Raw genomic sequence first — 13,947 nt, 5'->3', positions numbered from 1 at the left:
AGCCGGGCAGGCTTGGCGGACGCTTTTCCCGCCAGGCCTGCCCGGCTTTGGCCTGCCTGGGGTGCCCGTAAGGGCCCCATGTCAAATCGAGCCGGCCCCAACCACCGCCGCTCCCCAACCACCGCGACCACTGCCCCGCCCAACCACCGCGCCAACCAACTAGCCCAACTAGCCCAACCAGCCCAACTAGCCCAACCAGCCCAACTAGCCCAACTAGCCCAACCAGCCCAACCCGCCCCGCCCCAACCCAAACCCAACCCGCCCCCACAAACACTCAGGCCCCACAACTCCCCAAAGGGAAGTCGCAGGGCCTGAGCGGACGCGGCGCTGGACGGGGTGGTGCTAGTCGGCCTCTGGCAGTGCCGCCTCCAAAGGTCGACCCTTCGTCGCACGCATCGCGAACGTGAACGTCGCGGCGAGCACGAGGACGAACGCGGCACCGACCACGGCGAAGTACATCCACACCGGGCCGACCGGGAACGGCGAACCCGTCCGCGCCAGGCTGAACGACACGATCGTCGTGGGCGCGATGAGGCTGCCGAGCACGATGCCGATGAGCGCCACCAGCACGCCCTCCAGCATCGTCATCCTCATCACCTGGCCGCGGGTCGCGCCGGTCAGCCGCTGCAGGCCGAACTCACGACGCCGCCTGCCGACCGACAGCGCCAACGTGTTGATCACCGAGATCGCGATGAAGCCGAGCAGGATGGTCAGGAACAGGTAGTTGATCGTGGCCATCGCGTCGAGGTAGTTCTCGAACGCCTCGTTCAGCTGCTCCCGGTTCACCACGTGGCTGCCCGGGTGAGCCGCCGTCACGGCCTCCATCGCCGTGGTCAGCTGCGCCGCGTCCGTACCGGCCGCCGGCGCCGCCACGATGTGGTTGGGCAGGCCGGACGTGGTGTGCTCGGCCAGCAACCGGGCGGGCAGGATGATCGAGGTGAAGTCCTCGTCCTCGGCGTGCAGCGCGACGACCCGCAGGCCGACCTCCTCGCCGTCACCGAGGCGCATCGTGATCGAGTCGCCCACCTTCACACCCATGGCCTGCGCGTGACCTTCATTGAGCGACACCGCGTCACCCTTGAGGTCCGCCAGCGAGCCCTGCGCGACCTTGGTCGTGGTGACCTCCTGCGCGGCGTCCGCGGTCAAGCCCTTCAGCTGCCAGCCGCCGAGGCTCTGCTGACCCGCCCACGCGTCGGTCGGCGAGGTGATGAACCCGTTGCTCACCAGGAACTCCGACGCCTTGCCGACGCCCGGCAGGGCCCGGACCTCCTCCAGCACGGTGGGCGCGAACCCGTCCGGGCCCGACCGCAGGATCGTGTTGGCGCCGAAGCCCTCGGTGTACTTGCCGACCGTGCTCTGCTCGGTCGTGTTCACGTACAGGCTGCCGGTGCCCACGGAGACCAGCAGGATCAACGGCGTGATCACGGCGGCCACCTGAGCCGGCCGGGCCCGCGCGTTGAGCGTGGCCAGCGTGCCCGAGAACCCGGACAGCGCGCGCAGCAGCGGACCGAGGACCGCGACCATGAGCCGTGAGACGTCCGGGCCGAGCAGCAGCAACGCGATCGCCAGCAGGATCGACGACCAGGTCGCCGGTCCGGCCACGAACGGGCCGCTGACGAAGTTGAACGTGACGAAGACGAGGCCACCGGAGTAGATCACGCACAGGATCGCCAGCCCCCGCCGGACCCACCCGGCGCGGGTGCGCTGGGCGGCGAGGTCGCCGAGCGCCTCGATCGGCCGGGTCTTGGTCGCGCGCCGACCGGCCACCAGCCCCGCGCCCACGGCCGTGACCAGGGCCGTCACCACCGCGGCGACGGTGGGGATCCAGCCCAGGTGGAACGCCATCATCTTGGGCGCGATCTCCGCGTCCACGACCCGGCTGAACAGCCAGCGACCCAGCAGGACACCCGGCGCGACGGCCAGCGCGGAGGCGACCAGCGCGACCGCGATCGTCTCGCCGAGCACCATCCGCCGCAGCTGACCCGGCGTCGCGCCGACCGCGCGCATCAGGGCGAGCTCGCGGTGGCGGTTCTGCAGCGCCAGGGTGAGCGTCACCGCGATGCCCAGCAGCGACACCAGGAAGGCGACGCTGGCCAGCATCAACGAGATCAGCAGCAGGTCGTCGGACTCCAGCGCGACCGGGTACTCGGCGTGACCGCGCTGGTCACCGGTCAGCACGGTCGCCTGCTTGCCCGCGAGCGCGTCGGTGATCCGCTGGGCGAGCGCCGCCGTGTCCGTGCCCGGCTCGGGCAGCACGGCGATCGCGTCGACCTTCGACGTGTCGGTCACGAACCGGCTCGCGTCCTCGGCGGTGAAGAAGACGGTCGCCGAGTTGTTCGCCCCCGGACCGTTCGCGATGCCGGCGACCTCGAACTGCTCGACACCGCCCGCGATGGACAGCGTGACCGGCTCGCCGACCTTCGCGCCGGACTGCTGCTGCGCGATCGGGTCGAGCACGACCTGGCCCGCGGTGGGCGCGGCGCCCTCGCTGAGCGAGTACGGGCGCAGCTTCGCGGTGTCCCAGTCGTGGCCCGTGGTGGCCAGCGGCGTGCCGCTCGGCGGGGTGGTGCCCAGCGGCAGGACGGGGAAGCCCCGGTCGGGCACGGCCTCGGCGACACCCGGGACGGCGGCCACGGTGTCCACCAGGCCCTCGTCGAGCCGGATGCGCTCGCTGAACGAGCCGGTGGCGCCGAACCTCTGGTCCCCGGTCACCACGACCGGCGCGGCGGCCAGCCGTTCGGCGGGGATGGCGTTGAGCACGGTGGTCTCCAGCAGACCACCCGCCGCGATCATCATCGCCGCGCACAGGAACATGCCGACGAACGTCGCCACGAACCCGGCCCAGCGGTGCCGCAGCGTCAGCAGGGCGAGGCGCAGCATCAGACACCCCCGAACGAGCTCGACCCGACGGCGTCCTTGTCGGCCCAGGCGCCGAGCATCGTCATGCGCTCGGCGACGGTCTCGGCGGTGGGGTTGCGCAGCTCGCTGTCGATCTGGCCGTCCGCGAGGAACACGACGCGGTCGGCGTAGGAAGCGGCGGACGGGTCGTGCGTGACCATGACGATGGTGTGCTGGTGGTTGCGCACGGCGTTGCGCAGCAGGGTCAGCACGCTGCGGCCGGACCGGGTGTCCAGCGCGCCGGTCGGCTCGTCGGCGAAGATCACGGCCGGGCGGGTGATGAGGGCACGTGCGACGGCGACGCGCTGCTGCTGACCACCCGACAGCTCGGTCGGCCGGTGGTGGCGGCGGTCCGCGAGACCGACCTGCGCCAGGGCGTCCTCCACCGCGGCGCGGTCCGGCTTGGTGCCGGCCAGCTGCAACGGCAGCGTCACGTTCTGCTCGGCGGTCAGCGCGGGCAGCAGGTTGAGCGACTGGAAGATGAACCCGATGCGCCGGCGGCGCAGCAGCGTCAGCTTCTTCTCGTTCAGCTTGCCCAGGTCGACGTCGTCGAGCACGACCGTGCCGGACGTGGGCTGGTCGAGCCCGGCCGCGCAGTGCAGCATCGTGCTCTTGCCCGAGCCCGACGGGCCCATGACGGCGGTGAAGGTGCCCTTCTCGAATTCGAGCGAGAGATCGGCGAGCGCGGTGACGCTGTTCGCACCTTTGCCGTAGACCTTGCGCACGGAATCCAGCCGGACAATCGCCGTGCTCGAGGATTTCTGGGTTTCCACTTCGTGACTCCTCAAAGGTTCGTCAGCGCCGTTCGTCTTGCCCCATCGCAGCTGCCAGGAACACTACGAGCGGTCGGCGCTCCGCTGGAATGGGGCGCGCCCTGAGCCGGTGGGTAGGGCTAGCCTCACCCCTGGGCGCTGGCGCTGACACCAAGACCGCCGGGGGGCTGGCCGGTCCGGCGTTCGTGCGGATTTCCCGGTTGTCGCGACCCCGGTTCTCACGCCGGGAACAGCTCGTCGAGCTTTCCCGCCACCTCGTCGTCGAGCGGCGCTTCCAGGGCGCGTTCGGCCGAGACCAGGTGCTCCAGGGTGCGCGGGCCGATGACCGCGCCGGTGATCCCGGGCCTGGTCAGCACCCAGGACAGCGCCACCTCGGCCGGGTCGGCGCCGAGGTCGGCGCAGAGCTTCTCGTACTCGGTGATCCGGTCGCGCCGCGTGCGCATCTCGACCTCGGCCCGGCCCTGCGCCGTCTTGACCGCCGTGCCGTCCGCGAGCTTGCGCACCGCGCCGCCCAGCAGACCGCCGTGCAGCGGCGACCACGCGAACACGCCGACGCCATAGGCGGTGGTCGCCGGGATCAGCTCGGCCTCCGCGCCGCGTCGGACCAGGTTGTAGACGCACTGCTCGGACACGACGCCGAGGTTCCCGCGCCGCAGCGCGGCTTCCTGCGCCGACACCAGGTACCAGGCGGCGAAGTTGGACGTGCCGACGTAGCGGACCTTGCCCTGCCCGATCAGCACCTCCAACGCGGTCCACACCTCGTCCCACGGCGCGGTGAAGTCCATGTCGTGCAACTGGAGCAGGTCGATCCAGTCGGTGCGCAGCCGGCGCAGCGACGCGTCGCAGGAGGCGATGATGTGCCGCGCGGACAAGCCCTGGTCGTTGGGCCGGTCGCTCATCGGCTGGCACACCTTGGTGCCCAGCACCACCTTCTCCCGCCGCGCGCCGTCACGGCCGAACCACTCGCCGATCAGCTCCTCGGTGAATCCCTTGTGGACCTGCCAGCCGTAGTTGTTGGCCGTGTCGAAGAAGTTCACGCCGCGGTCGAGCGCGGCGTCCATGACCTCGAAGCCCTCTTCCCGCGTGGTGCGCACGCCGAAGTTGAGCGTGCCGAGGCACAGCCTGCTCACCTTCAGGGCCGTGCGGCCGAGCCTGACGTGCCGCACCGTCACCCCTCGTCCCAGTTCGACGCGCCGAACGTGCTGTGCAGGCACGCGATCAGGCTGCGGGCCTGCACGTTGACGTAGTGCCCGTGCCGCAGCAGGCTCACCAGCTGGTGCAGCGTCATCCAGCGGTAGTCCTCCGCCAGCTCCGGAGGCACCTCCAGGTCGACCTCGACCACGGTGTAGCGGGTCTGCGCGTTGAAGAACCGCCCGCCCTCCTCGGACAGGACCGTCTCGAACCGCACCCGGTCCGGCGGCGCGGCGAGCACCTCGTCCAGGAACGGCGGGCGCGCGGCGGCGGGCAGCGCGGAGTAGTTGCTCGGCATCCCCTGCACGGTCGGGCCCAGCTCGACCACGTCGAGGTAACCCGGTTCCACCCGCGCGTTCACCAGCACGTGCAGCACGCCGTTGATCGGCTTGGCGAGGAACGCCACCACGCCGACGTCGGTGGGCTCGATCATGGGCTGGGTCCAGCTGCGCACCTCGCGGTTGCCCGCGACCGTGTCGACGCCGACGACGTTGAAGAACAGCCCGCTCTCGTGCGAGATCCGCTCGTCCGTGCGCACCCAGTGCTCCACCTGGTCCAGCGGGATGCGCGTGGTGGCCACGTCGTGCCGGGTCCGGGCGCCGGTGATCCAGCTCAGGATCTCGCCGATGGTGTGCAGGCTGCCCTCGTCGTCGCTGCACGAGCGCAGCACGTCGAGCCGCACCGCGCCGCCCGCCGCCGAGAACGCCTCGGTCAGCCGGTCCCCGGAGAACGGCAGGCAGGACAGCACCGTGCGGGAGTCCATGTTGACCAGGTTGTCGATCTCGAACAGGTGGTGCAGCTGGCCGATGGTCAGCCAGCAGAACCCGTCGAGCAGCTCGACGTCGTCGGTGGTCTCGACGATGATGTTCCGGTTGCGCTTGCGGTAGTACCAGGAACCCTGCTCGGACTGCAGCACGTCCGCCAGCACCTGGTTGGGGCCGGTGTCGGTGAAGTAGTCCAGGTACGGCACCGGTGCGCCTTTGTGCACCCGCGTGTAGTTGCTCTTGGTCGCCTGCACGGTGGGCGACAGCTGGAGGGTGTTGCAGTTGCCCGGCTCCATCTTGGCCTGCATCAGGCAGTGCAGCACCCCGTTGAACTCCTTGACCAGGATGCCGAGGATGCCGATCTCCGGCTGGTTGATGATGGGCTGCGTCCACGCGGGCACCGCCGCGCCCTCGATTCGCACCGACAGGCCTTCGACCACGAAGAACTTGCCGCTATCGTGGACCAGGTTCCCGGTGTCCGGGTCCGTCCGCCACCCCTTCAGGTCGCGCAGCGGGATCTTGTCGATGACGCTGCCGTCGGTGGCCAGTCTCTCGGCGAACCACTGGAGGAACTCGGGCAGCGACATCTCGGAACCGGAGTCGGCGAAGACCGACTCGGCGATGCGCACGGGTGTCGTCGCATCCGTGGTGCGCAGCAGGACGGCTTGTGCCGCCGTGGTTTCGGACACTGGGCACTTCCTGTGGCTCGTGAGCGGGCCGGCGCGGTCGATCGGGGGATCGGCGCTGGAAAGAGTCGACGGTGCCGCGTGACCGGGTAATGTGGACGGAGGATCGACGCGGTCGACCCGCTCGATCGTGTGGCCTCGGCGCGGTGGAATCAAGGCCGGCGCGGAAGCTAAGGGTGGGTCGGGGGTGCGCCCGATTTCCTTAAGGGGCGGCCGAGGGGTGGCCGGCATTCCGTAGGGGTTGAAGGGGCGGTCGACCGGCCCGCACCATGCAGGAATGCCTGACGAGCCTCTTTTCAGCAGCCCGCTGCACGTGGGGCGCCCGAACGTGGGTGATCGGTCTCGCTTGTTCGAGCTCCTCAACGAGGCACTGGACAGGCTGTGGCTGACCGACGGTCCGCTGGTCCGCGAGTTCGAGCAGCGACTGGTCGAGGTGACCGGCGCGGACCACTGCGTGGCGGTGGTCAACGCGACCGTCGGCATCCAGCTCGCCGCCAGGGCGTGCGGCATTGGGCCGGGTGACGAGGTGATCGTGCCGTCGTTCACCTGGGTCGCCACCGCGCACGCGCTGAGCTGGATCGGCGTCATCCCGGTGTTCTGCGACATCGACCAGGGGACCGGCAACATCGACCCCGAGCACCTGGAGCGGGTGATCACCCCGAGCACCAAGGGGATCGTCGCCGTGCACGTGTTCGGCCGGCCGTGCCCCATCGCCGAGCTGACCGCGATCGCCGAGCGGCACGGCATCCCGCTGATCTTCGACGCCGCCCACGGCCTGGGCTCCACCTACGGCGGCGTGCCGCTGGGCGGGTTCGGCGCGGCCGAGGTGCTGAGCTTCCACGCCACGAAGTTCCTCAACAGCTTCGAGGGCGGCGCGGTGGTGACCAACGACCCCGAGCTGGCCGCGCGGGTCCGCGCCATGCGCAACTTCGGCATCGACCCGGACCGCGACGTCGTCTCCTGCGGCACCAACGGGAAGATGAACGAGGGCGTCGCGGCGATGGGCCTCACCTCGCTGGAGGTGATGGACGAGCTCATCAAGCACAACCTGCTCAACTACGAGCTGTACCTCAGGGAACTGGCCGGCGTGCCGGGCGTGACCGTGCGCGAGCAGGCGCCCGACGAGCGGTCGAACAACCAGTACCTGGTGATCGAGGTCGACGGTGCGGTCGCCGGCCTGTCGCGCGACGAGATGTGCGAGGTCCTGCACGCCCGGAACGTGATGGCGCGCCGCTACTTCCACCCCGCGTGCCACGAGATCGAGCCGTACAAGCAGGCGCCCGGGGTGCACGCCCCGCTGCCGCTGCCGCACTCCGAGGCCCTGGCCGAGCGGGTGCTGGCGCTGCCGACCGGCACGTCCATCGGCGAGGAGGAGATCATCGGCATCGCCGGGATCATCCGCGACGCCGTGACCGAACGGGGTTCCCGTGTACGACGCTGAATTCGCCGACGCCTACGACGCGATCTACCAGGCGCACAAGGACTACCGCGCGGAAGCGGACGTGATCCGGGGTCTCGTGCTGGACCGCTGCCCGCACGCGACCACGTTGCTGGACCTCGGCTGCGGCACGGGCTCGCACCTGGTCCACCTCGCCGAGCAGTTCGACGTGGTGGGCGTGGACCTGTCCGCGGCCATGGTGGAGCACGCCCGGGCGAAGCTGCCCGACGTGCCGATCCACTGCGGTGACATGCGGGACGTCGCGCTGGACCGCGAGTTCGACGCGGTGTGCTCGATGTACAGCTCCGTCGGCTACCTGCCCGGCCTGGCGGGGCTGCGCGCGGCGGCCGAGAACATGGTGCGCCACCTGTCGCCCAAGGGCGTCCTGGTCGTGGAGCCGTGGATCCTCGCCGAGCACTGGAACGGCGGCGAGCTGGTCACCGCGACGTTCGAGCACAACGGGGTCGTGGTGTCGCGGATGGGCCGGTGGAAGACGGTCAAGGCGCGCAGCGTGGTGGAGATGCACTACCTGGTCAGCGACGCCGACGGCGACAACATCCGCTACTTCACCGACCGCCAGAGCCTGGGGCTCTACACGAGGGCGGAGTACGAGGCCGCGTTCGCCGACGCCGGCTGCCCGGTGGAGTACGTCGAGGGCGGCGGTCACGCGGCACGCGGGCTGTTCGTGGGCACCAGAACACACTGATCCGACGTCCACTGTGGACGTCCTCGGTAGGCGAAGAGGCCCGGCCGGGATGATTCCCGGCCGGGCCTTTCGTGCTCCTGCGGTCAGGCCGTGCGACGGCGGAACATCACCGTGCAGAACACGATGCCGGCGGCGGCGATGCCCACGCACCAGATGACGGCCAGCAGCGGGTTGTCGCCCACCGGCGTGCCGAGCAGCAGGCCGCGGATGGTCTCGATGACCGGCGTCACCGGCTGGTACTCCGCGAACGGCTGCAACCAGCCGGGCATGGTGTGGATCGGCACGTACGCGCTGCTCGGGTAGGGCAGGAACACGACCACGAATGTGAACGCGTTCGCGGCCTCGCTCGACCGGGCCAGCACGCCGACCGACGCGGCCAACCACGCCATCGCGAAGATGAACAGCGCGATGATGCCGACCGCGCTGAGGATGTCGAGCGCGGTCGCTTCGGACCGGAACCCGTACAGCAGCGCGACGCCCACCACCGGCACGAGCGTGATGATCGTGCGGATCGTGCCGACCAGGACGTGACCGGCGATCACCGGCGCGCCGCTGATGTCCATCGACCGGAAGCGGTCCACGATGCCGCCGGTCATGTCGTTGTTGACGGTGACGGCGGTGGTGGCGGCGCCGAAGCCCGCGCAGGTCAGCAGGATGCCGGGGGTGAGGTAGAGGATGTAGTCGGTGCCGGTCTGGATGGCGCCCGCGAACAGCGACATGAACAGCACCATGATCGCGATCGGCAGGATCCACGTGGTCAGCAGCGCGTCCAGGTCGCGCAGCGCGAGCCGGGCGGCCCGGCTGCTCATCGCGGGCCAGTGGCCGATGCGAGACGGCGGGGTGGCGGTGTCAGACACCGGAGTTCTCCTTCTCGTGCTCGGCCTCGGCGTCGCCGTCGGCCTTCCCGGTCTGGTCCTCGGCCCGGGTCGCGGCGCGCCCGGTGAGCGCGAGGAACACGTCGTCCAGCGTCGCGCTGTGCACCTCGAACTGCGTGACCGCGGTGCGGTCCGCGTCGATCTCGTCCAGCAGCGCCCGCATGTGCGCCGCCGTGCCGTCGGTCGCGATGCCGATCGTGCGACGGGACTCCTCGCGGTGCACGGCGCGCTCGCCGAGGAAGCCCAGGGCGGCGCGGAACGCGTCGTCGTCGACGAACGTGACGTCCAGCCGCTGCTCGGCCACCCGCTCCTTCAGCTCCGTCGGCGTGCCCTCGGCCACCACGCGCCCGCCGTCGAGCAGCGCGACGTGGCCGGCCAGCTCGTCGGCCTCCTCGAGGTACTGCGTGGTGAGGAAGATCGTCACGCCGGCGGCGGTCAGCCCGCTGATGACCTCCCACATCATCCGGCGGCTGCGCGGGTCCAGACCCGTCGTCGGCTCGTCCAGGAACACGATGGACGGCTCGCCGACGAGGCCGGCCGCGAGGTCGAGCCTGCGGCGCATGCCGCCGGAGTAGGTGCCGACGCGGCGGGACCCGGCCTCCACGAGGTCGAACTGCGTCAGCAGCTCCTTGGCCCGCGCGCGGGCGCGGGAGCCGGACAGGCCCGACAGCTGCGCCATCATGCGCAGGTTCTCCTCGCCGGTCTGCCGCTGGTCCAGCGCGACCGACTGACCGGTCAGGCTGATGGCGCGGCGCACCTTGCGCTGGTCCTTCAACAGGTCGTGGCCCGCCACGCGCGCCGTGCCGCCGTCGGGGCGCACGAGGGTCGACAGGATGCGGACCATCGTCGTCTTGCCCGCGCCGTTGGGACCGAGGAGCGAGAAGATGCCGCCCCGGGCGACCCGGATGTCGACACCGGCCAGCACTTGGACCGACCCGTACGATTTCACCAGGCCGTTCGCCTCGATCGCGAAGTCATCGGCCATATCCGTGGTCCCCCTCGTTCGGTTGAGCGGTGCGACGTTCGTGGTGACTGATTGGGATGATCATGGGCCGGGACGGGCGGAAACAGCCCGCCGGTGCCGGGACACGGCGTCGGTCGCGGCGTCCACGTCGCGCCGGGCGCTTGATCTGCGGGGATTGTGCCATAGGGAGCAACGGCGGGCAGCTGTTTCCCACGCTTCGCGCCCCCTATCGTTCGCAGTAGCCGGGCCGGGGCCATTGGGGTGAACGCGGGCTTTCCGGATTGCGCCGCACGGGTGTATTACCGGGTAACAGTCGACGTCGGACGACGGGAGGTTTCGCCCGACAAGGGTCGAATTAGGGGGCCTCTAGGGGCCGTCCGTACGGGGCGGCGGTTCATACCGTCGGCAGTACCCGCCTCAGACCTGAGCCCGCCTACCGAATTGGACCCGCAGCGATGTCCCACCATTTCCTGTTCGTCGGCATCCCCGACCGCGGTCACGTGTTCCCGAACCTCTCGGTCGTGGCCGAGCTGATTCGCCGCGGTCACCGGGTCACCTACGTCACCGGTGAGAGCATGGCAGAGGTCGTCAAGCCCTCCGGGGCCACGCTGCTCCCGTACGACTCGAAGTACGACAAGGTCGACATCCTCGACATCATCAACTCCGACGCGTCGTTCATGCCGCGCACGTTGGTCGAGGACAGCGGCGCGATGGTCCGGGCGGCCCTGGAGGGCCTGGCCGACGACGTGCCGGACATGGTCATCGCCGACTCCGCCACGCCGCTCGCCTGGCGGATCCTGGGCCTGAAGTGGCAGCGGCCCGCCCTGCAGTCCGTCTCGGTGTTCGCCTCGAACGAGCACTTCTCCTACCTCCACGCGATGATGGAGGACGAGGACGGCGTGGTCAGCGAGGTGCCCGACGAGATGGGCGACGTGTTCGGCGCGATGGCCGAGGTCATCGCCTCGTTCGGGATCGAGACGCCGGTGTCGGAGTTCGTGCTGCCGGGCGAGGAGTTCAACCTCGTCTACCTGCCGCGGGCGTTCCAGTTCGCGGGGGAGACCTTCGACGAGGAGCGCTTCGCGTTCGTCGGCCCGTCGATGGACGACCGGCCGTTCCTGGGCAAGTGGGAGCCGCCCGCCGGCGACCGGCCCGTCGTGCTGGTGTCCCTCGGCACGGTGTTCAACCAGATGCCGGAGTTCTTCCGGGTCGCCGCGGACGCGTTCGCCACCGAGCCGTGGCACGTGGTGATGACCGTGGGCGACGGCATCGACCCCGACGAGATCGGCCCGCTGCCCGCGAACGTCGAGATCCACCGCTGGCTGCCGCACCTGGAGGTGCTCGACCGCGCGAGCGTCTTCGTCACCCACGGCGGCCTCGGCAGCGTCATGGAGTCCCTCCACACGGGCACGCCGATGGTGATGATCCCGTTGACGCCGGTCGACCAGCCGACGGCCAAGCGGATCACGCAGCTGGGCGTCGGCCGCATCCTGCCCTTCGGCACGATGTCGGTGGAGGAGCTGCGGGAACTGGTCGCCGAGGTGGCGGGCGACGAGGCGATCGCGGCGAACACCCGCGAGATGCAGCGGCACGTGCGCGAGTCGGGCGGCAGCAGGCTGGCGGCCGACGTGCTGGAGAAGCACCTGGTCGAGCACGGCTGATCCGGCGTTCGGCGCAACCTTCCCCCGCGTCCGGCTCCGTGTGCCATATTACTGACCTGGGCTGGCGGGGGGAGCTCATCGCCACCAACGGGCGGTGACGTTCAGGTCGGAGGCGACATGTTGGTGCGCAGGGACGGGGTGTTCGCCGGGTCCCGCAAGGGCATCCTGCGGACGTTGGGCTTCTTCTTCGCCAGCGCCGTCCCGCGCGTCGTCCAGTTCGGCCTGACGTTCACCGGGCTGGTGGTCGGCGCGATCACCACCCCGATCTGGATCGGCATACCCATCGTCGAGGGCACGCTGCGGATGACCGGCTGGTTCTGCCGGGTCGAGCGGCAGTGGGTCGGCCGGATGCTCGACGTCGAGGTGCCGCCGGTGGCGCCCATCGAGTTCGACCCGGACGAGGACCGCGGCCTGATCCGCCGCGTGTTCCGGCGCATCACCGACTCGCGGACGTGGCGCGAGGTCGCCTACGTGGCGCTCGCGATGCCGCTGGGCATCGCCGAGTTCGCCGTCGCCGCGATCGGCGTCGTGCTGGTGCCGGTCAGCATCTGGGCCGTGCCGTGGATCGGCTTCGCCCACGGGCTGGTCGCGCGCGGCGTCCTGGGCCCGACCAAGAAGTCCGAGCTGCAACGGCGGGCCGAACGCCTCCAGGCGTCGCGGGCCCGCGGCGTCGACGCCGCCGAGGCCGAGCGCCGCCGCATCGAGCGCGACCTGCACGACGGCGCCCAGCAGCGGCTGGTGTCGGTCGCGATGAGCCTGGGCCAGGCCAAGATGCGACTGGCCCAGGACCCGGAGTCCGCGCGCGAGTTCATCGAGGAGGCGCACGTCGGCGCCAAGCTCGCCGTGTCCGAGCTGCGCGACCTGGCCCGCGGCATCTCGCCGGCGGTGCTGCGCGACCGCGGCCTCGACGCCGCGCTGTCCGCGCTCGCGGCGAAGTCGCCGATGGACGTGCGCATCGACACCAAGCTCAACCCCCGGCCGCCGGCGGCCGTGGAGACGACGGCCTACTTCATCGTCGCCGAATCGCTGACCAACGCGGCCAAGTACGCGGAGGCGACCGAGGTGACCGTGCGGGCGCGCCGCGACGGCGACGGCGTCACCTTGGAGATCACCGACAACGGCGTCGGCGGCGCGAAGATCCGCCCGGGCGGCGGGCTCGCCGGGCTGGCCGACCGCGCGGCCACCATCGACGGCGTGATCACCGTGGAGAGCCCGGTCGGCGGACCCACCGTCATCCGCGCTGAGCTGCCCTGTTCGTGGTGACGCGAAGCGCCGGGCACCGCGGCGCTCGGCCGGTAGGGTGCCTCGCGTACCGGCATTGCTGTCAGGAGAGCGCATGCGTGTTGTGATCGTCGAGGACGCCGCTCTGCTCCGGGCGGGGGTGCAGCGCCTGCTGGCCGACGAGGGCATGGAGACGGTCGCCGCCGTGGACAACCCCGACGACTTCCTCCGCGCGGTCGAGGAGCACCGGCCGGACATGGCGATCGTCGACGTGCGGCTGCCGCCGACGTTCACCGACGAAGGGCTGCGCGCCGCGGTGGCGGCCCGCGAGATCGTCAAGGACCTGCCCGTCCTCGTGCTGTCCCAGTACGTCGAGGAGACCTACGCGGCCGAGCTGCTGGCCGGCGGCACGACCGGGATCGGCTACCTGCTCAAGGAGCGCGTCGCCGACGTGGCGGAGTTCCTCGACTCGGTGCGCCGGGTCGCGGCCGGCGGCACCGCGATCGACCCCGAGGTCATCTCGCAGCTCATCGCGCGGCGCAAGGTCGACCCGCTCGCCGCGTTGACGCACCGGGAGACTGAAGTACTCGGCCTAATGGCCCAAGGTTTGTCCAATCGGGCTATCGAACGGGACCTGCACGTCTCCTCGGGGGCGGTCGAGAAACATATCGGCAACATCTTCGCCAAACTCGGTCTCGATGTGACTCCCGATGAGCACCGACGCGTGCGCGCCGTGCTCACCTATCTCGGTCACGCGTAGTAGGAACCCTTTT

Annotated in this window: 11 protein-coding genes; 5 read left to right on the top strand and 6 right to left on the bottom strand. The window is 70.5% G+C overall.

The genetic code is table 11. The annotated features are described in order from the left end of the window. Positions 1-342 precede the first annotated feature (342 nt). From AB0I91_RS02495 to AB0I91_RS02480, 4 genes are all read right to left on the bottom strand, one after another. Entirely contained in the window at positions 343-2,880 is a 2,538-nt protein-coding gene (locus tag AB0I91_RS02495) for an FtsX-like permease family protein (RefSeq protein WP_499634882.1), read from the bottom strand. Next, on the bottom strand, positions 2,880-3,671 hold the full coding sequence (locus AB0I91_RS02490) for an ABC transporter ATP-binding protein (protein ID WP_498776791.1): 792 nt from the start codon (positions 3,669-3,671) through the stop codon (positions 2,880-2,882). Before AB0I91_RS02490 ends, AB0I91_RS02495 begins: the two co-directional genes overlap by 1 nt. A 218-nt stretch (positions 3,672-3,889) precedes the next feature. After that, positions 3,890-4,837, bottom strand: coding sequence for an aldo/keto reductase (locus AB0I91_RS02485; RefSeq protein ID WP_499634879.1), 948 nt, complete (start codon positions 4,835-4,837; stop codon positions 3,890-3,892). Positions 4,838-4,839: 2 nt separating this feature from the next. Beyond that, on the bottom strand, positions 4,840-6,315 hold the full coding sequence (locus tag AB0I91_RS02480; RefSeq protein WP_499634877.1) for an NDP-hexose 2,3-dehydratase family protein: 1,476 nt from the start codon (positions 6,313-6,315) through the stop codon (positions 4,840-4,842). Positions 6,316-6,658: 343 nt separating this feature from the next. Here AB0I91_RS02480 and AB0I91_RS02475 point away from each other — a divergent pair, with 343 nt between their 5' ends. Then, positions 6,659-7,753, top strand: coding sequence for a DegT/DnrJ/EryC1/StrS family aminotransferase (locus AB0I91_RS02475; RefSeq protein ID WP_499634874.1), 1,095 nt, complete (start codon positions 6,659-6,661; stop codon positions 7,751-7,753). Then, positions 7,740-8,456, top strand: coding sequence for a class I SAM-dependent methyltransferase (locus AB0I91_RS02470; RefSeq protein WP_498776799.1), 717 nt, complete (start codon positions 7,740-7,742; stop codon positions 8,454-8,456). Before AB0I91_RS02475 ends, AB0I91_RS02470 begins: the two co-directional genes overlap by 14 nt. A gap of 83 nt (positions 8,457-8,539) precedes the next feature. Here the strand turns inward: AB0I91_RS02470 and AB0I91_RS02465 are convergent, their stop codons facing one another. Both AB0I91_RS02465 and AB0I91_RS02460 read right to left on the bottom strand, forming a co-directional pair. Continuing rightward, a complete protein-coding gene (locus AB0I91_RS02465; RefSeq protein ID WP_498776801.1) occupies positions 8,540-9,313 on the bottom strand; it encodes an ABC transporter permease in 774 nt (257 codons plus the stop codon). After that, positions 9,306-10,316, bottom strand: coding sequence for an ATP-binding cassette domain-containing protein (locus AB0I91_RS02460; protein WP_498776803.1), 1,011 nt, complete (start codon positions 10,314-10,316; stop codon positions 9,306-9,308). Before AB0I91_RS02460 ends, AB0I91_RS02465 begins: the two co-directional genes overlap by 8 nt. 434 nt (positions 10,317-10,750) lie before the next feature. On the opposite strand from AB0I91_RS02460, the gene AB0I91_RS02455 reads away from it, so the two are divergent. The 3 genes from AB0I91_RS02455 to AB0I91_RS02445 all read left to right on the top strand — a co-directional run bounded on the left by AB0I91_RS02455 (position 10,751) and on the right by AB0I91_RS02445 (position 13,934). Next, on the top strand, positions 10,751-11,953 hold the full coding sequence (locus tag AB0I91_RS02455; RefSeq protein ID WP_498776805.1) for a macrolide family glycosyltransferase: 1,203 nt from the start codon (positions 10,751-10,753) through the stop codon (positions 11,951-11,953). Positions 11,954-12,070: 117 nt separating this feature from the next. Then, on the top strand, positions 12,071-13,216 hold the full coding sequence (locus AB0I91_RS02450) for a sensor histidine kinase (RefSeq protein ID WP_498776807.1): 1,146 nt from the start codon (positions 12,071-12,073) through the stop codon (positions 13,214-13,216). A 73-nt stretch (positions 13,217-13,289) separates the two neighbouring features. Further along, positions 13,290-13,934 (top strand): response regulator transcription factor, encoded by a 645-nt coding sequence (locus AB0I91_RS02445; protein WP_230567585.1) that lies wholly within the window; start codon positions 13,290-13,292, stop codon positions 13,932-13,934. Positions 13,935-13,947: the final 13 nt, after the last annotated feature.

The organism is Actinosynnema sp. NPDC049800 (genome assembly GCF_040656635.1).
Classification (GTDB): Bacteria; Actinomycetota; Actinomycetes; order Mycobacteriales; family Pseudonocardiaceae; genus Actinosynnema.
The sequence above is the reverse complement of the archived record's forward strand: the minus strand, read 5'-3'. Positions and strand labels throughout refer to the sequence as shown.

What these genes read in the sequence shown, in the direction of transcription:
- AB0I91_RS02495 (WP_499634882.1), bottom strand. Translation starts at nt 2,880, where the DNA reads ATGCTGCGCCTCGCCCTGCTGACGCTGCGGCACCGCTGGGCCGGGTTC.
- AB0I91_RS02460 (WP_498776803.1), bottom strand. Translation starts at nt 10,316, where the DNA reads ATGGCCGATGACTTCGCGATCGAGGCGAACGGCCTGGTGAAATCGTAC.
- AB0I91_RS02455 (WP_498776805.1), top strand. Translation starts at nt 10,751, where the DNA reads ATGTCCCACCATTTCCTGTTCGTCGGCATCCCCGACCGCGGTCACGTG.
- AB0I91_RS02450 (WP_498776807.1), top strand. Translation starts at nt 12,071, where the DNA reads ATGTTGGTGCGCAGGGACGGGGTGTTCGCCGGGTCCCGCAAGGGCATC.
- AB0I91_RS02445 (WP_230567585.1), top strand. Translation starts at nt 13,290, where the DNA reads ATGCGTGTTGTGATCGTCGAGGACGCCGCTCTGCTCCGGGCGGGGGTG.